We start from the raw sequence: 26,832 nt of genomic DNA, 5'->3' as shown, positions 1-26,832 counted from the left end.
GCCGTCCCGAGGAGGCCCGCCATGCCCCGGAGCAGCACCCAAGTGCCACAGGACGCAGTTCACCATCCTCTCTTCGCCCGTTTCTACGCCAGGTTCAGCGTGGCGGCCGACAAGAACGCGGGGATCGTGGCCTTCCGCGAGGAGCTGCTGTCCGGTCTTTCCGGCCGGGTCATCGAGATCGGCGCGGGCAACGGTCTGAACTTTGCGCACTACCCGGCGGCCGTCTCCGAGGTCGTCGCACTCGAACCCGAGCGCACGCTGCGGCACTTGGCGACACAGGCAGCCCGGCGCTGTGAGGTCCCGGTGGACGTGGTGCCGGGTGCGGCCGAGGCGCTGCCGGTCAAGAGCGAGGCTTTCGACGCGGCCGTGGCATCGCTGGTGCTGTGTTCCGTACGGGATCTGCCGCGCGCACTCGGCGAGATCAAGCGGGTCCTGCGGCCGGGCGGAGAACTGCGGTTCTTCGAACACGGCCTGGCCGGGACGAAGGGCATGGCCAGAACCCAGCGCGCGCTGGACCGCACCGTCTGGCCACTGCTGTTCGGCGGGTGTCACACCGCGCGGGACACCATCGCCGCGATCGAGGCGGCGGGCTTCGAACTCGGTGTGTACCGCAGGCTGCAGATCCCCGAGCGGGGCCTGCGGCTGCCGACGTCGTCGTGTGTACTGGGCGTGGCGCGGCGGCCGTTCATCAGCGATCCGCAGGGGTGATCAGTGGGTCCACTGCCGCAGTTCGTCGGCGATGGTCCGCACGTCGGCCTTGCCCTCCTTGACCAGCCGTGCCAGATCGCGTACCTGCACGGGTGAGGTGACGACCTTCAGCCCGCAGGCGACGAGATAGCCGTAGGCGACGGCGGAGGCGAACATCGCGTTGGAGTGCTCCAGCGCAGGTACATGGAGGAGCAGCTGAAGCAGGGAGGCCGCGCGGGCGTGCGGGTCGCTGTAGACGGGGATGCCGAATATCTCCGCCTCGTGGCGGCTGACGGCGGCGACGAGCGCGCCCCAGTCGGTGACCTGCGGGTCGCCGGGGGTCTTGTGCTCGGCGACCATGAGCAGCCAGGCGAGGTCGATCGAGAGGTTCATACGGTGCGCGGCCGCTCCGGAGTCGTCGCCCGGTTCACCGCCGGCCCTTGCCCTGCTCCTTGCCGTGCCCGCTGCCGTGTTCCGTGCCGAACTCCTCGGCGAACACGGACTCGTACTGCTTCATGAAGTCCGACGCCGCCTCGACGAAGGTGCGTCCCACCTCACCCGCGTCCTGCTTGACGAGTTCCTCGATATAGCGGTTCACGCTCATCCCGCGCTGCATCGCCCGCTGACGCGCGGCCTCCGCGGTCGTCTCGTCCACTCTCACGTTCAGCTGGGTCTTGGCCACCTCATCAAGCTAGCGCGCCGACGCTAGCAGCGACAAGAGGGCCGTCGCGTGTCCCTTACATCAACCCCGAGGACCGGACCTAGGATGGATGCCGACTCACGCGTGCGCGCTCTACCCTCGCCTCCTGTACGGAGCCGGAGCGGCCACGACCCGGGAGGCGGCCTTGTCCACACCTGCCACTGCACCCACCTACGAGCAAGCCGCGGATGTGCCGCTCGCGGCCCGGGCGCGGGCTCTGACCAAGGCGTACGGCACCGGCGAGACGACCGTACGCGCCCTGGACGCCGTCGATGTCGACATCGCACGCGGGCGGTTCACCGCGGTCATGGGGCCCTCCGGCTCGGGCAAGTCCACGCTGATGCACTGCCTCGCCGGTCTCGACACGGTCTCCGCCGGACAGGTCTGGCTCGGCGACACGGAGATCACCGGACTCAAGGAACGCGAGCTGACCCGGCTGCGGCGGGACCGGATCGGCTTCATGTTCCAGGCGTTCAACCTGCTGCCGACCCTGACCGCCGCCGAGAACATCACGCTCCCGATGGACATCGCCGGACGCAAACCCGACCGCGAGTGGGTGGAGCAGGTCATCGACACCCTCGGGCTGCGCGACCGCCTGAAGCACCGGCCGTCCGAACTGTCCGGCGGGCAGCAGCAGCGCGTGGCCTGTGCCCGCGCGCTGGCCTCCCGCCCGGAGCTGATCTTCGCGGACGAGCCGACCGGAAATCTGGACTCGCGCGCCGGGGCCGAGGTGCTCGCCTTCCTGCGCGAGGCCGTCGACCGGCTGGAGCAGACGGTGGTGATGGTGACGCACGACCCGGGCGCCGCCGCCCACTCGGACCTGGTGCTGTTCCTCGCGGACGGAAAGATCGTCGACGTCATGCCGGACCCGACAGCAGAGGCGGTACTGGAACGCATGAAGCGCTTCGACGCCCTGCGCAAGAGCTGAGGACACTGTGCTCAAGGCAACGCTGCGGAGCTTCTTCGCACACAAGGGCCGACTGCTGCTCTCGGCGCTCGCCGTACTGCTGTCCGTGGCCTTCGTCAGCGGCAGTCTGATCTTCTCGGACACCGTCTCGCGTACCTTCGACCGGCTCTTCGCCTCCACGGCGGCGGATGTCACGATCTCGCCGAAGGAGGGCATCAGCGAGAGCGTGCCGACCGGAGTCGTACGGACGGTGCCCGCCTTGCTCGCGGACCGCGTCGCTTCGGTCAACGGCGTCAAGGCCGCCCATGTCGACGTGGCGGTGCAGAACGTCACGGTCGTCAACGACAAGAACGAGGCGGTCGGGCCGACGACCGGCGCACCCACCATCGCCCGCGACTGGCGTCTGTCCGACCGCAGTCCGGTGAAGCTGACGAGCGGCCACGAGCCGAAGGGCCCGGGTGAGGCGCTGCTCGACAAGGACACCGCCGACAGGAAGAAGCTGGGCATCGGGGACACACTCACCGTTCTCGCCCAGCCCGGTTCGTTCAAGGTCAAGGTCGTCGGGATCGCGACCTTCACCACCACCAACCCCGGTGCCGCGCTGGTCTTCCTGGACACCCCGACCGCCCAGAGCAAGCTGCTGGGCAGGACCGGTGTGGCCACCTCGGTGTCGGTCGACGCGGCCGAAGGCGTGAGCGACACGGCGCTCAAGCAGCAGATCGCCGCCGAGCTGGGTGGCACGTACGAACTGAAGACCGCGGACGAGCAGGCCGAGTCGGCCGCCGCTCAACTGGGCCCGTTCCTCGATGTCATCAAGTACGTGATGCTCGGCTTCGCGGGCGTCGCCGTACTCGTCGGCGTCTTCCTGATCGTCAACACCTTCTCGATGCTGATCGCCCAGCGCACCCGCGAGCTGGGGCTGTTGCGGGCGCTCGGCGCCGACCGCCGCCAGGTGCGCAATTCCGTCCTCACCGAGGCGCTGCTGCTGGGTCTGGTCGGCTCCACGCTGGGACTGGCCGCCGGTATCGGGCTCGCGGCCGGGCTGATCGAGCTGATGGGTCTGCTCGGGATGAATCTGAGCGCCGCCGAGATGGTGGTGGGGGTGGCGACTCCGGTTTCGGCGTATGTGGTCGGGCTGGGCGTCACCTTCGTGGCGGCGTATCTGCCGGCCAGGCGCGCCGCCCGGGTGTCCCCCATGGCCGCGCTCTCGGATGCGGAAGTGGCCGGAGTGGGACGGCCGTTGAGGATCCGGGCGATCGCCGGGGCTGTCGTCGGCGCGGCCGGCGCGGCCGCGCTGGCCGGATGCGCGGTGAGCGAGAAGACCTCGTCGGCGGCCTCGCTGCTGGGACTCGGCGTCGTGCTGACGCTGATCGCGACAGTGGTGGCGGGACCACTGCTGGTGCGCCCGGTGATCCGCGTGCTCGGCGGGTCCTTCCCCAAGCTGTTCGGGTCGGTCGGCCGGATGAGCCAGCGCAACGCGCTGCGCAATCCGCGGCGTACGGGCGCCACCGCGGCCGCCCTGATGGTGGGCCTGGCACTGGTCGGCGGTCTTTCGATCGCCAGCGCCTCGATGACCAAGTCCTTCGACAACCAGATCGACAAGACGCTGGGCGCCGACTTCGTTGTGCAGAACGCCAACTTCATGCCGTTCCCGCAGGAGATCACCGAGAAGGTGAAGGACGTCGACAGCGCGGGCACCGTCGTACGGCAGCGCTTCGCGCCCCTCGCGCTGAGCATGCCCGACGGCAAGCGGGTGGAATCGACCGCTTCGGGCTATGACCCGCAGCTGGACCAGGCCGCTCACATCACCTACGCGAGCGGGAACACGGCGGCCGCGCTGGCGCCGGGCAGCATCGCGATGGACCGCGGTTTCGCCGAGGACCACAAGGTGCGCATCGGCTCCGTCCTGCCCGCCGAGTTCGCGGGTGGACACAAGACCCGCCTGACGGTCGGGGCACTGACGAACATGGACCAGAGCGGCGGGCCCGGAATGCAGGGCGGCCTGTTCATGGGGCTGAGCACCGTCGAGAAGTATCTGCAGGGCGGGCAGGAGGCCGTGCTGTACGTCAACGCCGCGAGCGGCAGCGACGTCAAGGACCTGCGCAAGGCACTGGAGACGACCCTCGACCCGTATCCGCAGGTGCAGGTACGCGACCAGGCCGACTACAAGGAGCTGATCCGCCAGCAGATCGCCGTGATGCTCTATCTCGTGTACGCGCTGCTGGGGCTCGCGATCGTCATCGCGGTGCTCGGCGTGGTCAACACCCTTGCCCTGTCGGTCGTCGAGCGGACCCGGGAAATCGGGCTGCTGCGTGCCATCGGCCTCTCGCGGATCCAGCTGCGGCGCATGATCCGGCTGGAGTCGGTCGTGATCGCGGTCTTCGGGGCACTGCTGGGGCTGGCGCTGGGCATGGTCTGGGGTGTGGCGGTCCAGCAGGTGCTCGCGCTGGAGGGGCTGAAAGCCTTCGCGGTGCCGTGGGGCACGGTCGTCGCGGTGGTTGTGGGATCGGTGATCGTGGGGCTGGCGGCGGCGGTTCTTCCTGCCCTGCGCGCCTCGCGGATGAACGTGCTGGCCGCCATCGCACACGAATAGCCGTCCGCGGCAGGCGAGTTCATGGCCGAGCCATCGCCTTTCGAGCAGGGGCCCGTCTCGCAACGTGGGAAGTCGGTGGCGGGCCCACACCCGACCGTGTTTGGCTGCCGGCCATGATCGACGTGCACATACGCCCCGCCACGGCGGGCGAGGCGGCGAGCATCCTCGCCTTCTGGAAGGAAGCGGCCGAGGGTACGAGCATCACGGACGACGTGGACGGGGTGACCCGCCTGATCGAGCGCGACCCGGAGGCGCTGATCCTGGCCGAGGCCGACGGGCTGCTGGTGGGCTCGGTGATCGCGGGCTACGACGGGTGGCGGTGCTCGCTCTACCGCCTCGCCGTGCGTCCTTCGCACCGCAGGCAGGGGATCTCGACGGCGCTGCTCGACGCGGCCGAGCGACGCTTCCTGGCCGTGGGCGGCCGGCGCGGCGACGCCATGGTGCTGGAGGCCAACGAGCGCGCCCAGCGTGCGTGGGCCTCGGCCGGGTACCACCGCGAGGACCACTGGCGCCGCTGGGTGAAGCCCTTTCCCGCTGCCTAGAGGCTCCCTTCGCCGCGGCATCCAGCCCTTTGCCGGTCCTTTACCATAGGTGGACCTCTTCACTCCCCCGTACGAAAGGTGTGAGCGTCCGCCCATGGGCGAGCCTCCCAGTAGCCGACATCGAGCACTCCTCCTGCCCCTGCCCGATCATGGGACGGAGGTGACCCGATGACCGAAGTGCTCCTGCTCGTCGTGGCGGTGCTGCTCTCGCTCGCCTGTGGCGGCTTCGTCGCGGCGGAGTTCTCCCTCACCACCGTCGAGCGCGGGGACCTCGAAGCGGCCGTCGAGCGCGGTGAGCGCGGGGCGGCGAGTGCCCTCAAGGCCGTACGCAGCCTCACCTTCCAGCTCTCCGGCGCCCAGCTCGGCATCACCGTCACCAATCTGGTCGTCGGCATGCTGTCCGAACCGTCGATCGCGAAGCTGATCCGCGGCCCGATGGAGGCGCTCGGGCTCTCCCCCTCGACGGCCTCGTCGGTCGCCCTGGTCATCGGTACCGGGCTGTCGACGATCGTGCTGATGGTCGTCGGCGAGCTGGTCCCCAAGAACTGGGCGATCTCCTCGCCGCTGGCCGTGGCGAAGGTGGTGGCGCCCCCACAGCGGGTCTTCACCGCCGCCTTCAAGCCCTTCATCAGCCATCTCAACAACACGGCCAATCGCATCCTGCGCCGGCTCGGCCTGGAGCCGACCGAGGAGCTGGCCTCCGCCCGCAGCCCCCAGGAACTGGTCGCCCTCGCCCGCCACTCCGCCAAGGAGGGCGCGCTGGAGGCGGACACCGCCGAGTTGTTCGTCCGCACCCTCAAGCTGGCCGAGCTCACCGCGGAGAACGTGATGACCCCGCGGGTCCAGGTCACCGCCCTCGACGTGCTGGCCACCGCCGAGGACGTCGCCAACGCCACGCGCGCGACCGGCCTGTCCCGCTTCCCCGTCTACCAGGGCAGCCTGGACTCCGTCGTCGGCATCGCCCACATCAAGGACGTCCTCGCCGTCCCGGCCGCGCGCCGTCCCCGCCACCGCGTCGCGGAGCTGCTGCGCGAGCCCCTGCTCGTACCCGAGACGCTGACCGTGGACCGGCTGCTCGACCGGCTGTCCGGCAAGAACACCATGGCCGTCGTCATCGACGAGTACGGCGGTACGGCCGGCGTGGTGACGCTGGAGGACATCGTGGAGGAGGTCGTCGGCGAGGTGCGCGACGAGCACGATCCGCACGAGACTCCGGACCTGGCCCCGGCGGGCGAGGACGCCGACGGGCGCTCGCTCTGGTCGGCGGACGGTGCGGCGCGGACCGACCAGCTGGAGCGGGTCGGACTGCGGGTCCCCGACGGCCCTTACGAGACACTCGCGGGGCTCATCGCCACCACCCTGGGGCGCATCCCCGCCGAAGGCGACCGGATCGAGCTGGCGGACTGGCGGCTCGATGTGGTGGACGCGTCCGGACGGCGGGCGGCCCGGGTGCTGATGCACGCACCGCTCCCCTCGGGCGACAACACCGAGGAGGCCGGACGATGATCGCGATCCAGCTCCTCATCGGCCTGCTGACCCTGGTGGTCAACGCCTTCTTCGTCGGCGCGGAGTTCGCCATGATCTCCGTACGCCGCAGTCAGATCGAGCCGGCGGCGGAAACCGGGAACCGCAGTGCGCGCAGCGTCCTGTGGGGCCTGGAGCACGTCTCGGCACTGCTTGCCGCCGCTCAGCTCGGGATCACGCTGTGCACTCTGGTGCTCGGCATCGTCGCCGAGCCCGCCATCGCGCATCTGCTGGAGCCGGTGTTCGACGCGCTGGGGGTCGCGCACGGCCTGATCCACCCGATCTCGTTCGTGATCGCGCTGTCGCTCGCGACGTATCTGCACATGCTGCTCGGGGAGATGGTGCCGAAGAACATCGCCCTGGCCGACCCGGCGCGCAGCGCGCTGCTGCTCGGCCCGCCGCTGGTCACGCTGGCGCGGGCGCTGCGACCGGTGATCTTCACGGTCAACGCCCTCGCCAACGGGCTGCTGAAACTGCTGCGGGTCGAGACCAGGGACGAGGTGGCCGCGACCTACTCGGACGACGAGCTGGCGCGGCTGGTGCGCGACGCGGGTGACGCCGGTCTGCTCGACGACCGCTCGGCCGAGCGCCTGCGCGACGCCCTGGAGCTGGGGCGGCGACCGGTGCGCGATGTCGTGATGCCGGTCGAGAGGGTGGTGTACGCGCAGGCCGGGACGACGCCCGAGCAGCTGGAGATGCTGTCCGCCGAGTCCGGGTTCTCCCGCTTCCCGGTGGTGGACTCGGGCAGCCAGATCCTCGGCTATCTCCATGTGAAGGACGCGCTGGACGCCGCTCCGCGCGATGTGCCGTTCCCCGTCACCGCCCTGCGCCCGATCGCGCGGGTGCGGGCGGCGACGCCGCTCGACGACGTACTGACCGCGATGCGGCGCAGCCGTACTCATCTGGCAGCGGTGCTGGACGAGGACGGCACACCGGAGGGTCTGGTGACGATGGAGGACGTACTGCGGGAGCTGGTGGGCAGGCCCGGCTAGCTCGTCCCGGTGGCCGGTGCGGTGGTTGGCGTGGTGGCGGCCCGTTCCGTGGTCTCGGTGAGACCCGGGCCGGGCCGTCCGGCTTTGGCCGCGCCGATCGCGGTGAGTACGGCGAGGAGGGTGGCCAGGCCCGCGGTGGCGAGTGCGGCCTGCCAGTCGACGTCGAAGAGGTTCGTCGCGCCGGCCGTCAGGACGGCAATCAGGGACTGGGCGAAGGTGCGCACGGCGCGCTCCGCGGTGGCTTTCCAGAAGTCTGCGGTGAACATGCTCTGGACATACTGCGGAACGCGCCGTAGCGACAGACCCGGCGGCAGAACTGGAGCGCCACCTACCTGGAGCGCCCGTCGGGCTAGAGCGCCGTCGCCGCCAGCCAGGCGTCCAGAGCGGCACGGTCGCCGCTGATGCCGAAGCGTGCGTCGTCCGCACGGTGGCGTCCGTACACGAGCAGCAGCAGATCGCCCGCCGTGGCCTCGACTCCGGCGGCGGCTTCCTCTGCGCTCTTCGTCCAGGAGTAGCCGCCGTCCCCGAAGCTGATCGTCCAGGCGGCACCGGTGTCCCTGGCCGTCAGCCGGACCGAGCCCTTCGCGAGGGCGGCGACAGGCTCGGCGACCCAGGAGTAGTACGGGAGGTTCTCCAGGAACTCCTCGATGCCGTCGGCGGCCGTGCCCGCCGCGATACGCGGTTCCACGCCCAGCGCGAGTTCGGCGTCGGCGAGATGGACGACGGCCTCGAAGAGCAGCCGCCGTGGGAAGAAGCGCACCCGCTGATCGGCTCCGTGGGACCACATCGGGGTATCCGGGTCGACAGCGCGCAGCGTCCTCAGCGTGGCCTCGGCGCTGCGGGCGAGCCACTGCGGATACGCCCTGGGGTCGTCGGGGATTTCGAGGGGAACGTCCCGCGACCAGACGCGCTCGGCGGCCCGGGTCCGCACCAGATGTTCCATCCAGCGATGCGTGGCGCCGTGGTGCTTGACGAGATCCGCGAAGGTCCAGCCCGGGCAGGTGGGAACAGGCGTGGCCGGGTCCACGTCCCGTACCGTCTCGACGAACCGGCGCTCCAGACGCTCGACCGAGTCGCAGTACAGCTCGTGCTCGTCGTCGTCGAGACCGAAGCTCTCGGGGATCCGCAGCAGATCGTCGCGCCAGGCTCCGTCGGGCTCGCGGGCGGCCGCCCTGCGGATCAGTGCGGAGAGGGCCCGGCGGTCCCTGGGCGCGAGGCGCCCGAGCAGATAGCCGGTGTTCTCCAGCCATTTCACCGCGGTGTCGGGGTCCAGGACATCCTCGTCACAGGTGTCGATCGTGGTCACCAGATCGGCCAGCGCCTCGGCCAGCGCGTTCAGCAGCGCGTCGCTCACAGAGCTCCCCTCCCGTACGGAACCGACGGACCTTACCGCGCGGTAGGATCGCTCCGCCATGGAGATGAATGCTAATTACACTAGTTTTGTCGCGGTCGGTGATTCCTTTACCGAAGGCATGTCCGACCTTCTGCCGGACGGCTCCTACCGCGGCTGGGCGGATCTGCTCGCAGGCCGAATGGCCGCGCGCACTCCGGGATTTCGCTACGCGAACCTTGCCGTCCGCGGCAAGCTCATCGGCCAGATCGTCGACGAGCAGGTGGATGCGGCTGTCGCCATGCAGGCCGATGTGGTCACGCTGGTGGGCGGGCTCAATGACACCCTGCGGCCCAAGTGCGACATGGGCAGGGTGCGCGGGCTCCTGGAGGAGGCCGTGGAGAAGCTGACGCCGTCCTGTCGTCAGCTGGTCCTGATGCGCAGCCCCGGCCGCAACGGTCCGGTGATGGAACGCTTCCGCCCCCGCATGGAGGAGCTCTTCGGTTACGTCAACGAACTTGCCGCCCGGCACGGCGCCCTGGTGGTGGACCTCTACGGCTCCGAAGTGCTCGGCGACCAGCGGATGTGGGACGTGGACCGGCTGCACCTGACGGCCGAGGGCCACCGGCGCGGCGCCGAGGCGGTCTGGCAGACCCTCGGGCACGACGCGGAGGAGGACTGGCGAGCCCTGCTGCCGCCCGCGGTGCGGCCGGGCTGGGCGGTGCGACGGGTCGGCGACCTGCGGTTCGCCCGCCAGTATCTGGGTCCGTGGGTCGCGCGACGGCTGACGGGGCGCTCATCGGGCGACGGCGTTCCCTGTGGACGGCCCGAGCTGCTGCCCTACGAGGCTCCGGGTTCGTAGCGCTTGGCCGCGCGCACTGTTCCCGGCAGTTCCCTTCGGTTCCCGGCGTTTCTCGCCCTTATGTGCCCTGGATGTGCCCTCGGGGCGACACGCCGGGTGATCCCGTCATCCTGGTCAGAAACTGGCAGTGCGCTGGAAGCTGGTGATGTTGAGTTTGATGCCATCTGTGGTCTTGAGTGTCGTGGGGTATTCGCCCGTCGTAGTCTGGCCGGGCTGCACGTCGGTCACGAACTCGGTGCTGTTCTCCACCCGGGTGCCGCTGGCATTGACCGCCTCCCAGTCCCACGAATAGTCGGACTTCTCGGTACTGTTGTTCTTGATCGTCCAGACAACGTAAATGTTCGTGAACCCGGCCGATGAGCGGTCGTCGAGCTCGAAGCGAACGAGGTCCGCGCGTTCGCTCTTGCCCGGCGATTCCTTCGGCTTCTCCTGCGGCGTCTTGCTCTGCGGTTCCTTCGTCTTCTCCTGCGGTGTCTTGCTTTCGGTGGTGGCCTCGCCCGTCGGCGCAGGCGTGCTGCTCTCGTCGCTGCCGCACGCGGTGCCAAGGCTCAGACCCGCGACCGAGACGGCCGCGACGAGCGCTGATGAGATTCGGCGACTGTGCTTGCGCATGGTTGGTCCCTCCTTGCCAACGTCTATCGTGCGCCGAATTCGGACCCGCTGACACCTTTTAGCCCACGTCCGGTGACGCTGCGTGACACTGTCACCCTTGCTCACTCCGCCCGCACGACCATGGCGAACGAGGTGCGAAGCCTCCGGAACGACTTGTGCCCGCTGCGTCCGGTGTGGCTCATGCACTCGACGTCCACGGCAGCGGAGTCCTCCGAAGGCGTCGCCTGCCACTCGCACCACAGGCACTCGGCCTCGAATGTGACGTCGGTGTCCGGGTGCTCCGTGATCCTGTGCAGCGCATAACGGAGCGCCGACCGGGTCACTGGTGGTCCTCCGACAGGTGCGTCATCAGCACGACGTTCGCGTCCGACGCTCCGCTGAAGTCCCCGCCGGACCGGGCGTTCTGCCTGCGCACCGCAATGGCGAGACTGGTCGTTCTCCCGATCGCCAAGAAGCCCCGTTGTCCTGTCGGCCTGCCGCTAGCCCCCGTGACATGCTGCACCGTCTCCAGAACCGTGCCCAAACGATCGACCACATAGAAATTCCGGAAATCCCCGACTACCAGAATGGTTTCGCCAGGCCCGTCCGACGCAGGAAGCGAGCTGTGCACGTTGTAGCCGTAGCCGCGTACGCTCGGAGGATTGCCCTCCTGCACAATGCTCGACTCTGTAGAGCCAGCCAGGAGCCCGAACTCTCTGCTGAGATTGAGGATGCTGTTGGAGCCGAGCAACTGACCCTGGCCCGCCCAACGAGGCGGTAGCGCCTCGACGAGTGCGACCAGATCCTCACGCGCATAGCTGGCACCAACAGTCGGCACGTCCTGGGCAGTGCCGGCCAGTGAATCGACCAGGCCCTGCGGCTCGTTGAACGCATGCCCTCGGCCGTACAGGAACTGCTCGCTGTGGAGATTGAGCACCGCATCCGCGATCGCATTGCTCACCTCGCTACGGATAGCTGTGTCCTGGATCGACTCGATCGACGCCACCAGGAAGCTGGACCAGCGCTCAGGAAACGCCGTCGGCTGTTCGAACTGGAAGTCATCCTGACCCACCTCGGTGCCTTCGGCAGAGAACGAAGCCGTGGTGCCTTCCGACGTCACTCCTCTCCATTCCGACCCAGTCGTGGTGAACACCCTTGCCAGCTTGCGGATGGGGTCTTGCACTCCGTCGTTGGTCAAGAGCACAGAGGCGTCGAGCTGGATGGGCGCCAGGTAGCCTCCGGCCGCGCCGGAGTCGTACAGGCCGATGTCGCGCTGGTACTGCTTGGCCGCGCGGTATGCATTCAGCTCCTCGGCCGACCACTCACGCGCTCCGTGAGCCGGGTCGACCCAGAGCCTGGCGATCGCCCTCGTGTACGCCTCGTTACCGCAGATCGCGACATACCTGGCAACGGCGTCCAGTTCCTTACCTTCGCTGCGGTCCAAAAGATCAGACAGCATACTCCGGCCGGAGTCCGGTAGCTGATCTTGGCTGCGGTGGCTGTAGGTGTCCAACACCCGGTGTGCCTGGTCCCGTACGGATGTGCCGCCGCGGCCGTACGCGGCCTCCTGGCGGCCTCGGCCACCCTTGCGTGGGTCACCCATAGGCTCATCAAAATTTTGGCCCTCTACAGCCGCCTGGAGCATTGCGGCTTCCCGCCGCTCGGCTGCCTCGTTATAGGCGGTCTCAGCCCGGCCATAGGCGATATTCGTTTCATTCCAGCGCTGCTCTTCGCCCGGCGTGAAATCACGATCGGCGGCCCGCTGGTGTAGCTCGTTGAGTTCATTACGCAAGCGATCGCGCTTCTCACGCGCCTTACGTACGTCGTCTGAAAACTGCTTCAAGTCCATGATTTCTCTCCTTTAGGGCATGGAAATGGGCGCGGGGAGTAGTCGACACCTAATCGCCCACCCAGAGGGCATAGCCGTCAAGGAGAACTCAGCGGAAGTGGCGCACACAGTCTACGGACGCCATCTCTCCACCTCGCAGGTATCTGTATGGTACCCGATTATGGGCATTCGTATTCCTCGTCCAGATCGATGTCTGGGTGCCATGTGGCTGCGTCGTCTTGGCCATACAGCACTATGAGACTCTTGTCTCCAGTTTCTTGGGCCTTGGCAATCAATTCCTCGAACTCGGCCCTATCGCGTGCAACTTTCATTACAATTCCAACCGTCCTTTGGGCAATTTCTTCGCTGGACAACTTTTATCGTGCTCCCTCTGGCCAGATGCCGCGCTATCACAAAAGGGCAGTACCAGCAGTAGGGGTCAATTGCTTCACTGTTCAGAGCATTAGCCATCCACGCTTCATCGTCCAGTAGAGACTTGGTCACTTTATCCATTGACTTGCAGCCTCTTTTCGTACCGGAGTAGCGCGTCGGCCAGCTCACACTTCTCGGACCAGCTTGGACCGGTGTATTCCTCGACAGCTCCCCAGGTGACAAGGAAGTCACGCTTGGCGATACACCAGCGATCCCACGCTTTCTCAATATCTTCCGTGCTTTCTATCTCGCCCTCCCACCATTGCTCCGGCTCGAACCGAGTAAGCCATCTACGTCTGCTCATTTACTTCATCCTTTCTCTTCCCGCTCCTCCAACCAGTCCTCCACGTCGTCCAATGACTCAAACTTCCAGGTAACAGCGTCGTCCTCCATGTCAAGCAAGGGATAGGCGATTGCGACAGCACCCATCTTCAAGCTCTCTGCGTCGGTCAGTTCGTACAACTTGTATCCGGCATCCCAGACGGCTGCTTCCAGCGCTTCAAAGTTCATTACTTCTCCTCTTCCTGTCGCTCCTCCACGCCATGCGGCTGCCCAGCGCTGCCTACAGCCACGCCCTGCTGATGCACCGCGTCGGTAAGCAGTGCTATCTGCACGGCCAGATGCTCGACCTCGACGGCCAGCACATGCACTTGTTCGCCCAGCTTCTTGAGTTCGTATTCCATGAGTTGATCTTTCCTCTCTGGATCTTCATATTTACCCTTAGGGCGTGCGTCAGTCCTCTATAGACTGACGCCCTGCACGCCCCATTTAGGGCGCCGTCACTTTCCGTGACGCCCTACAGACGCCCTATGACGCCCTATTTGCTGGTCAGAGTGTTGCTATTTACTTTGCGCGACGCCCTATGACGCCCTATGACCCCCCGTCAGGTGACGCCCTATTGACGCCTTTTTTCAAGATCAAAGGGCGTCAGTTTGATCATGCTCCTGGGCACTGTTCTGCCGCCTCCACCAGGGTGATTTCACCAAGATCGATAAGGGCCGTATGACCCATCTCGGAGAGCCGGAACTTCGTGCCCGTCATCTCCAGAATTTCGACCTTGACGAGCCTGTCCATGGTCCGCCGGATAGTCTTCGGGTCCGGCACCTTGTCGTTCTCTGTCTTGATGCCACTGTCAATCGTCCACTTGATAACCTCGGCCTGCGAGGCGCCCAGCGTGACGTGTCCGACGAGAGTCTTCATCACCGCTATGTCATAACGGCCGTCCAGATCCGGTATGTCCTTGGGTATCTGGAATGCAGGCTGGGCATAGTCCTGAATCCGCGTCAGTGCCACTGAATCAGGCACTTCCTCGTCAGGGTTCTTGATGGTGTGCACTTTAAATTCGATGTCGGCGAATTCCTCGGCATCCTTCTGCAATGTGTTCTTCAGCGTGACAGTGCCTTCGGCACGGTGGCGCTTAAGCACCATCTCGCTGTCAATTGCACCGGCCACGGAGTTTGAACCGCGTCCACGGCTGTCGTCGCCTATCGGGGTGTGGTGCACAAGCCATGCGGTGCACTGCGTTGCCTCTATGAGCCTGCCCAGCATGTGCATCACTTTGCCGAATTCGGTCGCACTGTTCTCGTCCATACCGACTGTGCAGCGCGCCTGTGTGTCAAAGATGACCAGTTCGAACCCATGGCGCTTGATAAACAACTTCAGCAGCCGGAGGTCGTGAGCGTTACCGGCCTGCACTGGGCGCGGGTACCAATGAACGCCCCGCATAGGCAGGCCACTGTTGTGCTTCTCTTCCCACGCCCGGACACGCTGCATGGTGCCGGTGGCACCTTCGGCGACGATATACAGCACCTTTGACCTGTGAACCGCTATGCCCTGCCAGGTGCCGCCCCTGCCGATGCATCCGGCCATATCCAGGGCCATGAAGCTCTTGAGTGACTTCGGTTCGCCGACGATGCGCGTCAGTACGCGTGCCTGGGCGACACCGTCAATCAGCCACTCCGGCTTCGGCAGCTCCTCCAGACGTTTGCTGTCGTACAGGTTCGCGTCCATCTCGGCGAGGGCGGCCTCTTCTTCTGGTGTGATCTGGTCAGAGTCGAGCCGAGCGGCCTCGTCCTCCGCGATCTTCTCCCTGGCGTTCTTCTGATTGACCTGACGCTCCCACTCCTTAATTCCGGCCTCGTCGTGCTTGAACTTCCAGTCGGTCAGTTCCTTCACGTCATCGATATGCCAGCGCAGCAGCATCCGGACAATTTCGATGGGGTCACCATCGCAGTTATGCCTCATAAACGCCTCGGGGTTGGCAAGAGCCCATTCGAGGGTGTCGTTCGCCATTCCGGACGACGCCCCGGCCGGGGAGAAGAACGCACTCGCCATACGCCGCGCCGCCAACGCCACCGGCCAGTGCCCGGACTGCGGTGCCACAGTCGTTATTCCCAACCGCGCCCAGCGCCGGAAAGCGACCCGGAAGGGCCGGCCAGCCCACGCCGTGATGCGGCACGAAGAGGGCTGCCGGTGCCTGACCGATGGGCGGTGGTCGGCATGGCCTGGATAATCGCCACTTTGCCGATGCCGGGCATAAAGGTTACGGTGACGTCGTATCCCTCAAGCGGATTGGGCCCTGTCCCGGGGCCCTTTTCGTCGTTCATGAGCCACCACCGCCCAGCAGGGCGCGCAGCCGCTCAAGCTGCTCGGGCGTGGGGAGGGGCGCGGTTTCGACGGCGGCCCTGATGTGGTCGGCCAGCCGTACAGTCTTCAGCTCGCGCTGCAATTCGGTGAGATCGGCGTCCGGGTCATTCCGCTTGGTGATAGCGATGCGGCCAGCGATGCTTAGCCGCTCAGATGAGGCCGTGGCCATGGGTTTTCACACTCCACGAAACGGCAGGGCGGCGTGAACCCGTCCTGCGATTTCGAGAGGTGGTGGCCTTGCCGCTCCCGGTGGTGCCGGTTTCTTCCCCGGTCTTTCTCCACCGCTGCCCCGATGTTCTTCGGGTTCGCGTGATCTCTGTTAAAGGCCCCGGCGTCTCGCTGTCAATTCACGATCGTATATGGCTGCGGGTTTCGTTGCCACCGTCATGCCACCCGGCCACGTCATGCGTCGTCTTCAGATAGACCGGATTTTCAGCCGGTCGGCCACATCCGGTGTCCGGCCCTTCGACGGTGTCCGGGTCACCCGTATCTCGCCCAGCAGCTTCGGGCTCAGAACGATCCGGGCGATCTGACGCCGTGCCGAAACCGGCGCCGCGGTCCACCAGCCCGCGACGTCGTCGGCGGCACCAAGCAAGGATGTGATCACGGCGGGCATGGCCAGCGTCTGCTCCTCCTGCTCCAGGTCGCTGATCTTCCCGGCGAGTGCCGTGATGGAACGCCCCAGCACCCTTGCATGGTCGGCGGATTCGGGTGTCTCGGCTTCCATCTCCGCCATGCTGGCGCGTGCCTGGGCAAGCTGCCCGCGAACTTTCCGTATCTGCTCGTCGTCACTGTCCGGCGCGGCCAGTTGCTGGTAGATGTCGCGGCGTGCCAGATAGCTGAGCAGTGCGGGAATCACGATGGCGTCCACGTCGGCCTTGGAGATGAACACATGGCTGTGGCGGCACTTGTAACTCTCCCGCTTGGACTTCAAGTTGGCGCGGGTAACCGTCAGCCCCTCACCGCAGACGTCGCACTTGATGGTCAGGGTGAGTTCGTATTTCGCCGCACCGTTGCGGGTGGTCCTGCGTGCCGGATCGGCCAGCAGGCGGCGCACCGCGTAGAACTGCTCCTTCGGCACGAGTCCGTCCCAGGTGCCTTCGGTCTCGGTGACCTTGCCGGTCTCAGGATCGGTGTGCACTCGGATTCCCGCATAGGCGGCCCGAGTTGCCATGTTCCGCAGATGGTGACGGGTGAACGGGCGGCCGGTCTTCGCGTTGACCCAGCCGCGCTCGGCAAATGTCCGCGCGATGGCGGCCAGACTGTGACCGGCTTCCAGCAGCCGGAACAGCTCTACCGGGACGTATGACTCGTCATGGTTCTCCAGCCAGGTGTCCAGATCGCCGGTCTTCTCGTCGTACACCGGCCGGAAGCCGTACGGGGCCAGGCCGTGCGGGCGGCCCTTCGCGGCGTGGGATGCGGTCTGACGCCGGATGCGGACGGCGTTCTTGTCGGACTCGTACGCAGAGTCGACGGCATCCTCCAGCAGGGTGCGTCGGTCTCGGTGGTTCCGGGGGTCGTACGTCCTGCGATGACTGGTGACGTGGATGAGGACGCGGTGCTTCTCACAGAGCTTGACCAGTGCGTCCCACTCGCCGACGTCGCGGCTGCCTCGGGAGGACTCCCAGATGACCAGAACGCTGGCGCCGAACCGTCCGGCCCGGAGATCGGCAAGCAGGCGGTCGAAGCCGTCGCGCTCCCTCGTCTTGTACCGGCTCGCGGAGCGGTCGGCGTCCTCGTATGCCTCACCCAGCTCCCAGCCCTGCTCGGCGGCGGCCTGGGCGTTGTCCTGGGCCTGCTCGGCGATGCTGCTGCCGCCCCGGTCCTTGCTCAGTCGGCGGTACTCGCGTGCTCGGATGCTGGTCATTGGGGTGCCTCCTCACCCCCAGGGTACGACTTCGGGCGACGGCCGTCCGGCGAAGCGGCCCGAGCTGATGCCGTACGAGGATCCGCGTTCGTAGTAAGCCACAAACCGGACCGGGGCGCTGGCCTGCGCAAACCGCCAGTAGAATCCGTACACGTGACAGCCAAGCCCCGCATCCCCAATGTCCTGGCCGGCCGCTACGCCTCTGCGGAGCTGGCCGTCCTGTGGTCCCCCGAGCAGAAGGTGAAGCTGGAGCGTCAGCTCTGGCTCGCGGTGCTGCGCGCCCAGAAGGACCTCGGCATCGAGGTGCCCGAGGCCGCCATCGCCGACTACGAGCGGGTGCTCGACCAGGTCGACCTGGCATCGATCGCCGAGCGCGAGAAGGTCACCCGCCACGATGTGAAGGCGCGCATCGAGGAGTTCAACGCGCTGGCGGGCCACGAGCAGGTCCACAAGGGCATGACGTCCCGCGATCTGACGGAGAACGTCGAGCAGCTGCAGATCCGGCTCTCGCTGGAGCTGATGCGCGACCGCACGGTCGCCGTTCTCGCCCGGCTCGGCAAGCTCTCCGGTGAGTACGCCGAGCTGGTGATGGCCGGACGCTCGCACAATGTCGCCGCGCAGGCCACGACCCTGGGCAAGCGCTTCGCGACCGCGGCCGACGAGCTGCTCGTGGCGTACGGACGCCTCGAAGATCTGCTGGGCCGCTACCCGCTGCGCGGTATCAAGGGCCCGGTCGGCACCGCGCAGGACATGCTCGACCTCCTCGGCGGCGATGCCGCGAAGCTCGCCGAGCTCGAGCAGCGCATCGCCGGGCATCTGGGCTTCGCACACGCCTTCACCTCGGTCGGTCAGGTCTACCCCCGTTCGCTCGACTACGACGTGGTCTCCGCGCTGGTGCAGCTGGCCGCCGCGCCGTCCTCCGTCGCCAAGACGATCCGGCTGATGGCCGGTCACGAGCTGGTCACCGAGGGCTTCAAGCCGGGCCAGGTCGGCTCCTCCGCGATGCCGCACAAGATGAACACCCGCTCCTGCGAACGCGTCAACGGCCTGATGGTCATCCTGCGCGGCTATGCCTCGATGACCGGCGAGCTGGCGGGCGACCAGTGGAACGAGGGCGATGTCTCCTGCTCCGTGGTGCGCCGGGTCGCGCTTCCGGACGCGTTCTTCGCCTTCGACGGTCTCCTGGAGACCTTCCTGACCGTGCTCGACGAGTTCGGCGCCTTCCCCGCCGTCGTCGCCCGCGAGCTGGACCGCTACCTCCCCTTCCTCGCCACCACCAAGGTGCTGATGGGTGCCGTACGTGCCGGGGTCGGCCGTGAGCTTGCGCACGAGGCCATCAAGGAGAACGCGGTCGCGTCGGCGTTGGCGATGCGCGAGCAGGGCGCCGAGCGCAATGAGCTGCTCGACAAGCTGGCCGCGGACGAGCGGATTCCGCTGGACCGGGCGCAGTTGGACGCGCTGATGGCCGACAAGCTGTCGTTCACGGGCGCGGCTGCCGACCAGGTGGCTGCCGTGGCCTCCCGGATCGAGGAGATCGTCAAGCAGCACCCGGAGGCCGCCGCTTACACCCCGGGGTCGATCCTCTGACCCCCGAGGAGCTGGAGGCCACCCGCGATCGCATCGTTCCGGATGTGGTCGCGGGCGGGCTTTCCGTACTGTTCTGCGGCATCAACCCGGGTCTGATGACCGCGGCGACGGGCCATCACTTCGCCCGGCCCGGCAACCGCTTCTGGCCGGTGCTGCATCTGTCGGGCTTCACACCACGGCAGTTCAGGCCCGCCGAGCAGGAGGAACTGCTCGGGCATCGACTGGGCATCACCAATGTGGTGGCCAGGGCGACGGCTCGCGCCGACGAACTGAGCGACGAGGAGTTCCGCGAGGGCGGGCGGCTCCTGACGGCCAAGGTCGAGCGGCTGCGTCCACGATGGCTGGCGGTCGTCGGTGTCACCGCGTACCGCACGGCCTTCGGTGAGAAGAGAGCCAAGATCGGGCCTCAGGAGCGCATGATCGGCGGGACGAGGATCTGGGCGCTGCCCAATCCGAGCGGGCTCAACGCCCACTGGACCGCGCAGACCATGGCCGAGGAATTCGGGCGGCTGCGCAAGGCCGCGGAAGCGGAAGCGGACGGTTCTTAGCAGGACGGTTCGCCGGACGCCGGTTCGCTGGGGGACGGTTCGCTGGGGGACGGTTCGCTGGGGGACGGTTCGCTGGGGGACGGTTCGCTGGGGGACGGTTCGCTGGGGGACGGCTTCTTTCTAGAGCGGGTCTATCTCGGTGACCACGGCCAGCAGCTGGAACCTGGACAGTCCGACCGCTATCCACCGGTTATCGATCCGCCACAGACGCAGCCATTCCATCTGGTCGCTGAGCCTTCGCCACGGGTCGGGCACCTCTTCGTCCCTCTCGACGCGCAGTTGCGTACTGGCGAGGCTGAACAGGTCCGGCTCGCCCCAGCGGCGCTCGAGTACGTTCAGCAGGGCGCCGTGCTCCTCCGCGCGCTGGTCGGCCGCCACGTCCCCGCCCTCGTCGTCCGCTGCGTAGCCGAACTGCCCGTTCAGCTCCGCGATGTGAAATCCGGGGCCTTCCGAGCCGACGTCCGACGGGCCGGGCTCCGCGGGGAACTCCCGGGAGCGCAGCAAGTCGATCGTGTCGAGGTGCTGTGCCGTGGTCATGTCCCCAGTAAACCGGCCCGCACTGACATTTGGCTCTCCGTCAGGCATCCCGGTGCCGCGGCGCCACCGCCACGCGCCCCAAGAGCGCTCGCCGCCGCCGCGGCCAGCGAGTACGATCCGGCACACACGCGCTCGAGCTGGAAGGACACACGGTGGGGCGGCTGACCGGCGGAGACCCGTCGCTGCTGCGGCGGATCAACTCCGCGGTGGTACTCCATGCACTGCGGGGCGCTGACTCCCCCACGCTCACGGATCTGACCCGGATCACCGGCCTGTCCCGGCCGACCGTCGAGGGCGTGATCGAGGGGCTCATCGAGGGCGGCCTCGTCGTGGAGAGCATCCCCGAGGAGGGCGGTACCCGCCGTCAGGGGCGCCCCGCCCGGCGGTTCAGGTTCCGTGCCGAGGCCGGTCATCTGCTGGGTGTCGAGATCGGGGCCCATCGCATCGCCGCCCTGCTGTCCGGCCTGGACGGGCGGATCATCGGCGGCGGATCCAGGGAGGTCTCGGAGACGGCCTCGGCGGACGAGCGCCTTGAGCGGGTGCGCCAGGTCGTCGCCGACGTCCTGCGCAGGACCGGCGTCGCCCGCAGCAGCCTGCGGGCCGTCGGGGTCGGCTCCCCGGGCATCGTGGAGGCCGACGGAACCGTAACTCTCGGGACCGCGCTGCCCGGCTGGACCGGTCTGGCGCTCGGCGAGCGGCTGCGCAGGTCGTTCCGCTGCCCTGTGCTGGTCGAGAACGATGCCAACGCCGCCGCGGTGGCCGAGCATTGGAAGGGCGCGGCAACCGAGTCCGACGACATCGTCTTCGTACTGGCCGGGCTCAGCCCGGGTGCGGGCTCGCTGATCGGCGGACGGCTGCACCGTGGTTTCGGGGGCGCGGCGGGCGAGATCGGGGCGCTGCATCTGCTCGGCCGCGAGGTGACTCCCGAGAAGCTGCTGTCGACGACCGACGAGCCGCTGCATCCGCTGGACGAGCAGGCGGTCGCCGATGTCTTCGCCCACGCCAAGCAGGGTGATCCGAGAGCGCAGGAGGCCGTCGAGCGGTTCATCCAGCGGTTGGTTCACGATGTGGCGGCGCTGGTGCTGGCACTCGACCCGGAGCTGGTGGTCATCGGCGGCTGGGCCGCGGGACTCGACGGCGTACTCGATCCGCTGCGTGACGAGCTGTCACGGTACTGTCTGCGCCCGCCGCGGGTGGCTCTGTCGCTGCTCGGCGAGGCGGCCGTCGCGACCGGTGCGCTGCGTCTGGCGCTCGACCATGTCGAGGAGCAGCTGTTCGCCGTCGAGGGAACAGTGACGGCCCGCCGCTGAGCGCGAGCTCGGTGCGACGGGCCGTAGGTGCCGTGAAGGGCGAGGCTCAGGAAGCCCGGCGCTCCTGGTCGTGGTGGCTGATCTCCAGATCGCCGGAGTCCCCGAAAGTCAGCCGGCAGGTGTCGGCGCGGTAGGTGGCCACCGAGACGGCTGCGGTCCGGCCCTCGGAGAAGTAGCGCGTGGTGACGACCAGGACGGGCGCGCCCGGCAGCCGGTCGAGTTCCTTGGCATCGTCGGCGCGGGCCGAGCCCAGCTCCACCGCGCGGTCCTGCCCCTCGAACTCGAGGCGCTGGAGCTCACGCAGGACGGCGCGGGCGCGCGCGGGTCCGGACGGAGCGTCGATCGCGGACAGTTCGGGCACGGCGGAGGCCGGGATGTACAGGAGCTCGGCGGCGACCGGCTGACCGTGGGAGACGCGCAGCCTGCGGACGGAGTGCGTCTGTTCGTCGGTCTCGGTCTCCAGCAGTCGCGCGACCGCGGCCGGCGGGACGAGGCTCTGGCAGTCGACGGACTGCCAGGAGTCCTGCCCGGTGCCGGGCCAGGCCTGCTCGGTGGTGGAGACGTCGACGCCCATGCGAGGCGGCGCGACGGTGGTGCCGACGCCCCGACGGCGCTGCAACCGGCCTTCCAGCTCCAGCTGTTCGAGCGCCTGACGGAGTGTGGCGCGGGCGACTCCGAAGCGAGCGGCGAGATCTCGCTCGTTGGGCAGGATCTCCCCCACCGAGAAATCGGAGTCGAGTGCTTCGCCGATCACGGTCTTGAGGTGCCAGTACTTAGGTTCCGGCACCGATTCGAGCTGCGTGGTCCCCACCCTGATCCTCCGCAATCGCCGTTCCAGCGGCGGCTATTCCGCGCCCTTGTTTATTAAAGGTTCCTGCACTAACTCTGCGACCATAGGACGGTACAACTACTTGGTCAAGACCAATCCTGCGGCCGTTACGCAGCGGAACCAGCCGGATTCGCAGGGCGTTCACAGGACGTTCGTACCGCGTGACACACCCGCAGCAACAGACCCCGTGGCCGGATCTGGACACGGGGTCTGACGTGCGAAAGGAAGCTCTACTGCGGGGTCAGCGAGGTGAGCTTGTCGGGGTTGCGGATGATGTACATGCACTGAATCCGACCGTCCAGGACCTCCACCTGGAAGACGGTGTCCGGCTGTCCCTTGGAGAGCACGAGGAGTGCGGGCGCACCATTGAGTTCGATGAAGCGGAAGTCCATCTCCGGGATCGGCTGCTGCGTCACGGCGAACAGGAAGCGTCCGACCTTGTCCGCGCTCTCCATGACCCGCAGCGGCGCCTTGGCCTTGCCGCCACTGTCGCCCACCAGGCGCACGTCCGGCGCCAGCAGGCTCAGAAGCGACTCCAGGTCACCTCCGGAGGCGGCGGCAAGGAAGCGCTCGGTGAGGTCGCGGCGTTCGGTGGGGTCGACGTCGTAGCGGGGCTTGCGCTCCTCGACGTGGCGGCGGGCCCGGCCCGCGAGCTGCCGAACGGCCGCCTCGGACCGGTCGAGGGTGGTTGCGATCTCCGCGTACGGGAATCCGAAGGCCTCGCGCAGCACGAACACCGCGCGCTCCAGCGGCGACAGCGCCTCCAGCACGACCAGGACGGCGAGGCTGACGGATTCAGCGAGAACGGCCTGCTCGGCGGTGTCGGGGACGGTGTACCCGAAGTCGGTGGCGAGCGGTTCGGGCAGCCAGGGGCCGACATACGCCTCGCGCCGCGACTGGGCCTGGCGCAGCCGGTCGATGGCGAGGCGGGTGGTGATCCGCACGAGGTAGCCGCGCGGTTCGCGGACCTCGCTACGGTCCGCGGCCGACCAGCGCAGCCAGGCCTCCTGCACCACATCCTCGGCGTCCGCCACCCGGCCGAGCATGCGGTAGGCCACGCCGGTCAGGACGGGCCGGTGCTCTTCGAAGACGTCTGTCACGGTGTCGGTTGCCACACCTCTATCCCAGCCGACCGCGCTGTGCCTGTCCAGCCGGTCGGGGTGCGGTGCGCGACACAGCTTGCGGCCGCGTAGGCTCGCCCCCTTGAACTGGAAGCTACCGAGCGGTAATTGTTACTGACAAGCCGTCTAAAACGTCTTCACGCGGGCGACACCAGGGAGCAGCAAGCATGGCCGAGAAGATCGCGTTCTCCATCGAGACCGCCCGCGGCAGCCAGGCGCTGTCCGTCACCTACGAGCGCGCGGGCAAGGGCGAGCCGCTGCTGCTGCTTCATGGAATCGGCCACCACTGGCAGGCCTGGGAGCCGGTCATGGGGATCCTGGCGGCGGAGCGTGATGTCATCGCCATCGACCTGCCCGGGTTCGGCACGTCCGCGGCGCTGCCCGACGGTGTTTCGTACGACCTGACCACCGTCGGCTCGGTCCTCGGCGCCCTGTGCGAGTCGCTGGCGATCGAACGCCCCCATGTCGCGGGGAACTCGCTGGGAGGACTGCTCGCCCTGGAGCTCGGCCGGGAGAAGCTCGTCCGGTCGGTGACGGCCCTGTCGCCCGCCGGCTTCTGGTCGCCGGGCGAGCGCCAGTACGCCTTCGGGATGCTGCTCACCATGCGACGCGCGGCACAGGTGATGCCGCTGCCGCTGATCGAGGGGCTGTCCCGGTCGAGCGCCGGTCGGGCGGCGCTGACCAGCAGCATCTACGCCCGGCCCGGGCGGCGATCACCTGAGGCGGCGGTCGCGGAGACCCTCGCCCTGCGCGAGGCCACCGGTTTCCACCAGACGCTCGCCGCCGGCCGCGACGTCCTGTTCACCGACGATGTGCCCGATGTGCCGGTCACCATCGGCTGGGGCACACGGGACCGGCTGCTGCTGCGCCGCCAGGGCATCCGCGCCAAGCACGTCATCCCCGCTGCCCGGCTGGTGCGACTGCCCGGCTGCGGCCATGTCCCCATGAACGACGATCCCGCGCTGGTCGCCCGCGTGATCCTGGACGGCAGCCGCTGACCGCTTGTTGAACACGCCCGAGCCGAGTGCCGCGCCCACCCCGACCAGTACACCGCCCGCCGCCTGTGGCGCGCCGAACGAGCCCGTACCGACGAGCGGCGCGGTCAGGGCGGCGGCGACGGGGATCAGTCCGGAGAACAGCGTGGCGCGCTCGGCGCCGATGCGCTGAACGCCCATGTACCAGGTGACGAATCCGACGACCGTGACAACGGCCGCCTGCCACAGCAGTGCGAGCGTCTCCGCCTGCCCCGGTGCGCGCACAAAGCCCGCTCCGTCGAGGACGAGGCCGATGATCGTGGATTCGACGGCGGCGATGCCGCAGACGGTGGCGGTGAGCAGTTTGGGGCCGAGCGGGCGCAGCACCGGAGTGGCCAGTACGGCGAAGCCGACCTCCCCCGCCAGCGCCCCCGCCGACCACACGATGCCGATCAGGTCGGTTCGGCCCCACCCCTGGACGGTGAATGCCCCCGCCGCCACCAGCAGCGCTCCGTACAGAACGGGCCGGGCGGGCCGTCGGCCGTCCAGGAGCGGTACGAGCACGGCGACGATGACGGGCGCGCAGCCGACGAACACGCCAGGAACAGCAGGCTCCGAGGTGCGTTCCGCGGCCAGGATCGCGAGATTGAATCCGACCATGCCGACCGCGGCGAGCACGGCGAGCCGTACCCACTGCGACCGGCCGAGGGCCCGCAGCGGCGCGAGCGCCGCCCGGCCGCCGAGCAGCGGGAGCAGGAGCAGACAGGCCAGAGCGTAGCGCAGCGCCTGACCACCCGCGTACGGATAGTCCCCGAGGACGCTGTTGGCGGTGAAGGAGGCGCCGACGAGAAGGTAGGCGAAGCAGACGAGCAGCGCCCCGCGCAGGGAATTCGCGTTCATGTGGCGACGCTATGGATCGGGGCGGTCCCGGTTAAGGTCCACTTCCATGACGTCATCGGGGACCACTTCGGCCGCGGGCGGATCTTCACGCGGTGAGGCCTGGACCACCGCCTGGGAACTGCTGCTGCCCGCGGCCGCCGCCCCCGCTCGGCAGCGCGGGCGGGCCCTGCAGTCGGCGCTGCGCGACGCCGTGCGGTCCGGACAGCTCGCGGCGGGCACCCGGCTGCCGTCGAGCCGCGAGCTCGCCGCGGATCTGGGGGTCTCCCGTGGCCTGGTCACCGAGGCGTACGAGCAGCTGACCGCCGAGGGCTATCTGCGCAGCGACCGGGGCGCGGGCACCTGGGTCGGCGACGCGACGCGCCCGGCTGTGCGCGGGGCGCGGGACCTGGCGCCGCGTGCTGTCGGCGCTCTGGTGGACTTCCGTCCCGGGACGCCGGATCTCTCGCTCTTCCCGCGCGCCGCGTGGGCCGCCGCGCACAAGTCCGTGCTCGCGCGGCTGCCGCACCGGGCTCTGGGCTATCCCGATCCGCGCGGGCTTCCTGAACTGCGCACCGCGCTTGCCTCGTTGCTCACCCGGCGGCGGGGCGTGGTGGCCGATCCGGAGTCTCTGGTGGTGTGTTCGGGCGTCGCGCAGGCGATGACGCTGCTCGGATTTGTCCTGCACGGGCACGGCCTGCGGACGGTGGGTGTCGAGGACCCGGGCAGTCCCGACCACGGGTCGCTGTTCGCGGCGGCCGGACTGAGTACGACGGCGCTGCCGCTGGACGGCGAGGGGCTCGCCACCGGGCGGCTTGAGCGGTCCGGTGTCCGTGCCGTGGTGACCACTCCTGCCCACCAGTTCCCGACCGGAATCGCCTACTCCGCGAGGCGTCGCACCGAACTCCTCGACTGGGCACGGTCGGTGGACGGCCTGATCGTCGAGGACGACTACGACGGCGACTTCCGCTATGACCGCGCACCCGTCGGTGCTCTTCAGGGGCTCGACCCCGACCGCGTCGCCTATGCGGGCTCGGTCAGCAAGTCACTGGCGCCGGGGCTGCGGCTCGGCTGGCTGGTGGTGCCCGGCCGCCTGGTGGACGAGGTGGTCGAGCGCAAGCGCACCATGGATCTCGGCAACCCCGCCCTCGACCAGGCGCTCCTTGCGGACTTCGTCGACCGCGGAGGCTACGACCGGCAGTTGCGCCGCTGTCAGCGCGCCTACCGGGAGCGGCGGGACACCCTTGTCGCGGCGCTCGCGCAGCACTTTGCGGGCTCTGAGGTCAGCGGCATCGCGGCCGGGCTGCACATCATCGCGACGCTCCCGGAGCGCTACGGCCCCGCGCCCCGGTTTGTCCGGCGCGTGGCCGCGGCCGGTGTCGCGGTGCGCCCGCTGGCCGACTACCGGGTGGCGAGCGCCGAGGACAGGGGCGTCCGTCTGGTGATCGGTTACGCGCAACTGGCGCCGTCCGACATCGTGCGCGGGGTGCGCCTGATGGCCGAAGCGGCAATGCACTAGGGCGCGTTGTTCACTTGCAGTTCGCGCCCC

27 protein-coding genes and 1 pseudogene are annotated in these 26,832 nt (G+C 68.2%); 12 read left to right on the top strand and 16 right to left on the bottom strand.

Annotated elements, in window-relative coordinates:
• Positions 1-21: 21 nt before the first annotated feature.
• A complete protein-coding gene (locus tag OHA61_RS34090) occupies positions 22-708 on the top strand; it encodes a class I SAM-dependent methyltransferase (RefSeq protein ID WP_406306252.1) in 687 nt (228 codons plus the stop codon).
• Here OHA61_RS34090 and OHA61_RS34085 read toward each other — a convergent pair whose 3' ends face one another.
• A complete protein-coding gene (locus tag OHA61_RS34085; protein ID WP_324989569.1) occupies positions 709-1,080 on the bottom strand; it encodes a fic family toxin-antitoxin system, toxin component in 372 nt (123 codons plus the stop codon).
• A 34-nt stretch (positions 1,081-1,114) separates the two neighbouring features.
• Entirely contained in the window at positions 1,115-1,369 is a 255-nt protein-coding gene (locus OHA61_RS34080) for an antitoxin (protein WP_406306251.1), read from the bottom strand.
• Between the two features lie 88 nt (positions 1,370-1,457).
• Between OHA61_RS34080 and OHA61_RS34075 the strand changes: the two genes are divergently transcribed.
• From OHA61_RS34075 to OHA61_RS34055, 5 genes are all read left to right on the top strand, one after another.
• Entirely contained in the window at positions 1,458-2,315 is an 858-nt protein-coding gene (locus OHA61_RS34075) for an ABC transporter ATP-binding protein (protein WP_406306250.1), read from the top strand.
• 7 nt (positions 2,316-2,322) lie between these two features.
• Positions 2,323-4,887, top strand: a complete 2,565-nt coding sequence (locus OHA61_RS34070; RefSeq protein ID WP_406306249.1) for an ABC transporter permease — start codon at positions 2,323-2,325, stop codon at positions 4,885-4,887.
• Between the two features lie 113 nt (positions 4,888-5,000).
• Complete coding sequence (locus tag OHA61_RS34065; RefSeq protein ID WP_406306248.1) at positions 5,001-5,429, top strand: GNAT family N-acetyltransferase; 429 nt, start codon at positions 5,001-5,003, stop codon at positions 5,427-5,429.
• Positions 5,430-5,597: 168 nt separating this feature from the next.
• On the top strand, positions 5,598-6,935 hold the full coding sequence (locus OHA61_RS34060; RefSeq protein ID WP_406306247.1) for a hemolysin family protein: 1,338 nt from the start codon (positions 5,598-5,600) through the stop codon (positions 6,933-6,935).
• Positions 6,932-7,945: a hemolysin family protein gene (locus tag OHA61_RS34055; protein ID WP_361912598.1), complete on the top strand. Its 1,014-nt coding sequence runs from the start codon at positions 6,932-6,934 to the stop codon at positions 7,943-7,945. Before OHA61_RS34060 ends, OHA61_RS34055 begins: the two co-directional genes overlap by 4 nt.
• Here the strand turns inward: OHA61_RS34055 and OHA61_RS34050 are convergent.
• Together OHA61_RS34050 and OHA61_RS34045 are read right to left on the bottom strand one after the other, a co-directional pair.
• On the bottom strand, positions 7,942-8,211 hold the full coding sequence (locus tag OHA61_RS34050) for a holin (protein WP_406306245.1): 270 nt from the start codon (positions 8,209-8,211) through the stop codon (positions 7,942-7,944). The two genes, OHA61_RS34055 and OHA61_RS34050, sit on opposite strands and share 4 nt — an antisense overlap.
• An 83-nt stretch (positions 8,212-8,294) precedes the next feature.
• Positions 8,295-9,359 carry a maleylpyruvate isomerase family mycothiol-dependent enzyme gene (locus OHA61_RS34045; protein ID WP_406306244.1) on the bottom strand — a complete coding sequence of 355 codons (1,065 nt, stop codon included), beginning with the start codon at positions 9,357-9,359 and terminating at the stop codon, positions 8,295-8,297.
• On the opposite strand from OHA61_RS34045, the gene OHA61_RS34040 reads away from it, so the two are divergent.
• Positions 9,358-10,137, top strand: a complete 780-nt coding sequence (locus tag OHA61_RS34040) for an SGNH/GDSL hydrolase family protein (protein ID WP_406306243.1) — start codon at positions 9,358-9,360, stop codon at positions 10,135-10,137. The two genes, OHA61_RS34045 and OHA61_RS34040, sit on opposite strands and share 2 nt — an antisense overlap.
• A gap of 114 nt (positions 10,138-10,251) precedes the next feature.
• Here OHA61_RS34040 and OHA61_RS34035 read toward each other — a convergent pair whose 3' ends face one another.
• The 8 genes from OHA61_RS34035 to OHA61_RS34000 all read right to left on the bottom strand — a co-directional run bounded on the left by OHA61_RS34035 (position 10,252) and on the right by OHA61_RS34000 (position 17,501).
• Positions 10,252-10,749: a hypothetical protein gene (locus OHA61_RS34035; protein ID WP_406306242.1), complete on the bottom strand. Its 498-nt coding sequence runs from the start codon at positions 10,747-10,749 to the stop codon at positions 10,252-10,254.
• A 101-nt stretch (positions 10,750-10,850) separates the two neighbouring features.
• Complete coding sequence (locus OHA61_RS34030; protein WP_406306241.1) at positions 10,851-11,072, bottom strand: hypothetical protein; 222 nt, start codon at positions 11,070-11,072, stop codon at positions 10,851-10,853.
• Positions 11,069-12,577: a phage major capsid protein gene (locus tag OHA61_RS34025; RefSeq protein ID WP_406306240.1), complete on the bottom strand. Its 1,509-nt coding sequence runs from the start codon at positions 12,575-12,577 to the stop codon at positions 11,069-11,071. Before OHA61_RS34025 ends, OHA61_RS34030 begins: the two co-directional genes overlap by 4 nt.
• A 720-nt stretch (positions 12,578-13,297) precedes the next feature.
• Complete coding sequence (locus OHA61_RS34020) at positions 13,298-13,498, bottom strand: hypothetical protein (protein ID WP_406306239.1); 201 nt, start codon at positions 13,496-13,498, stop codon at positions 13,298-13,300.
• Entirely contained in the window at positions 13,498-13,671 is a 174-nt protein-coding gene (locus tag OHA61_RS34015) for a hypothetical protein (protein ID WP_406306238.1), read from the bottom strand. The genes OHA61_RS34020 and OHA61_RS34015 overlap by 1 nt, the downstream gene beginning before the upstream one ends.
• A 253-nt stretch (positions 13,672-13,924) precedes the next feature.
• Complete coding sequence (locus OHA61_RS34010) at positions 13,925-15,370, bottom strand: AAA family ATPase (RefSeq protein ID WP_406306237.1); 1,446 nt, start codon at positions 15,368-15,370, stop codon at positions 13,925-13,927.
• A 220-nt stretch (positions 15,371-15,590) separates the two neighbouring features.
• Positions 15,591-15,803 carry a hypothetical protein gene (locus tag OHA61_RS34005; RefSeq protein ID WP_406306236.1) on the bottom strand — a complete coding sequence of 71 codons (213 nt, stop codon included), beginning with the start codon at positions 15,801-15,803 and terminating at the stop codon, positions 15,591-15,593.
• A 246-nt stretch (positions 15,804-16,049) separates the two neighbouring features.
• Positions 16,050-17,501, bottom strand: a complete 1,452-nt coding sequence (locus OHA61_RS34000) for a recombinase family protein (RefSeq protein WP_406306235.1) — start codon at positions 17,499-17,501, stop codon at positions 16,050-16,052.
• Between the two features lie 153 nt (positions 17,502-17,654).
• On the opposite strand from OHA61_RS34000, the gene purB reads away from it, so the two are divergent.
• On the top strand, positions 17,655-19,088 hold the full coding sequence (gene purB / locus OHA61_RS33995) for an adenylosuccinate lyase (RefSeq protein WP_406306234.1): 1,434 nt from the start codon (positions 17,655-17,657) through the stop codon (positions 19,086-19,088).
• Positions 19,085-19,636: a G/U mismatch-specific DNA glycosylase gene (mug, locus tag OHA61_RS33990; RefSeq protein WP_406307575.1), complete on the top strand. Its 552-nt coding sequence runs from the start codon at positions 19,085-19,087 to the stop codon at positions 19,634-19,636. The genes purB and mug overlap by 4 nt, the downstream gene beginning before the upstream one ends.
• Positions 19,637-19,756: 120 nt before the next feature.
• On the opposite strand, the gene OHA61_RS33985 is transcribed toward mug, so the two are convergent.
• Positions 19,757-20,173 carry a hypothetical protein gene (locus tag OHA61_RS33985; protein WP_406306233.1) on the bottom strand — a complete coding sequence of 139 codons (417 nt, stop codon included), beginning with the start codon at positions 20,171-20,173 and terminating at the stop codon, positions 19,757-19,759.
• 152 nt (positions 20,174-20,325) lie between these two features.
• Between OHA61_RS33985 and OHA61_RS33980 the strand changes: the two genes are divergently transcribed.
• Positions 20,326-21,483: an ROK family transcriptional regulator gene (locus tag OHA61_RS33980; RefSeq protein ID WP_406306232.1), complete on the top strand. Its 1,158-nt coding sequence runs from the start codon at positions 20,326-20,328 to the stop codon at positions 21,481-21,483.
• 46 nt (positions 21,484-21,529) lie between these two features.
• On the opposite strand, the gene OHA61_RS33975 is transcribed toward OHA61_RS33980, so the two are convergent.
• Positions 21,530-22,294, bottom strand: coding sequence for a GntR family transcriptional regulator (locus tag OHA61_RS33975; RefSeq protein ID WP_406306231.1), 765 nt, complete (start codon positions 22,292-22,294; stop codon positions 21,530-21,532).
• Positions 22,295-22,542: 248 nt separating this feature from the next.
• Positions 22,543-23,427 carry an RNA polymerase sigma-70 factor gene (locus OHA61_RS33970; RefSeq protein ID WP_389368914.1) on the bottom strand — a complete coding sequence of 295 codons (885 nt, stop codon included), beginning with the start codon at positions 23,425-23,427 and terminating at the stop codon, positions 22,543-22,545.
• A 173-nt stretch (positions 23,428-23,600) separates the two neighbouring features.
• On the opposite strand from OHA61_RS33970, the gene OHA61_RS33965 reads away from it, so the two are divergent.
• Positions 23,601-24,431 (top strand): alpha/beta fold hydrolase, encoded by an 831-nt coding sequence (locus OHA61_RS33965; protein WP_406306230.1) that lies wholly within the window; start codon positions 23,601-23,603, stop codon positions 24,429-24,431.
• Positions 24,432-24,467: 36 nt separating this feature from the next.
• Here OHA61_RS33965 and OHA61_RS33960 read toward each other — a convergent pair.
• Positions 24,468-25,307, bottom strand: a pseudogene (locus OHA61_RS33960) (DMT family transporter); the annotation flags it as partial.
• A 46-nt stretch (positions 25,308-25,353) separates the two neighbouring features.
• Here OHA61_RS33960 and OHA61_RS33955 point away from each other — a divergent pair.
• Positions 25,354-26,802 (top strand): PLP-dependent aminotransferase family protein, encoded by a 1,449-nt coding sequence (locus OHA61_RS33955; RefSeq protein WP_406306229.1) that lies wholly within the window; start codon positions 25,354-25,356, stop codon positions 26,800-26,802.
• Positions 26,803-26,832 lie beyond the last annotated feature (30 nt).

It is taken from the genome of Streptomyces sp. NBC_00885 (assembly GCF_045207475.1).
Classification (GTDB): domain Bacteria; phylum Actinomycetota; class Actinomycetes; order Streptomycetales; family Streptomycetaceae; genus Streptomyces.
The sequence above is the reverse complement of the archived record's forward strand: the minus strand, read 5'-3'. Positions and strand labels throughout refer to the sequence as shown.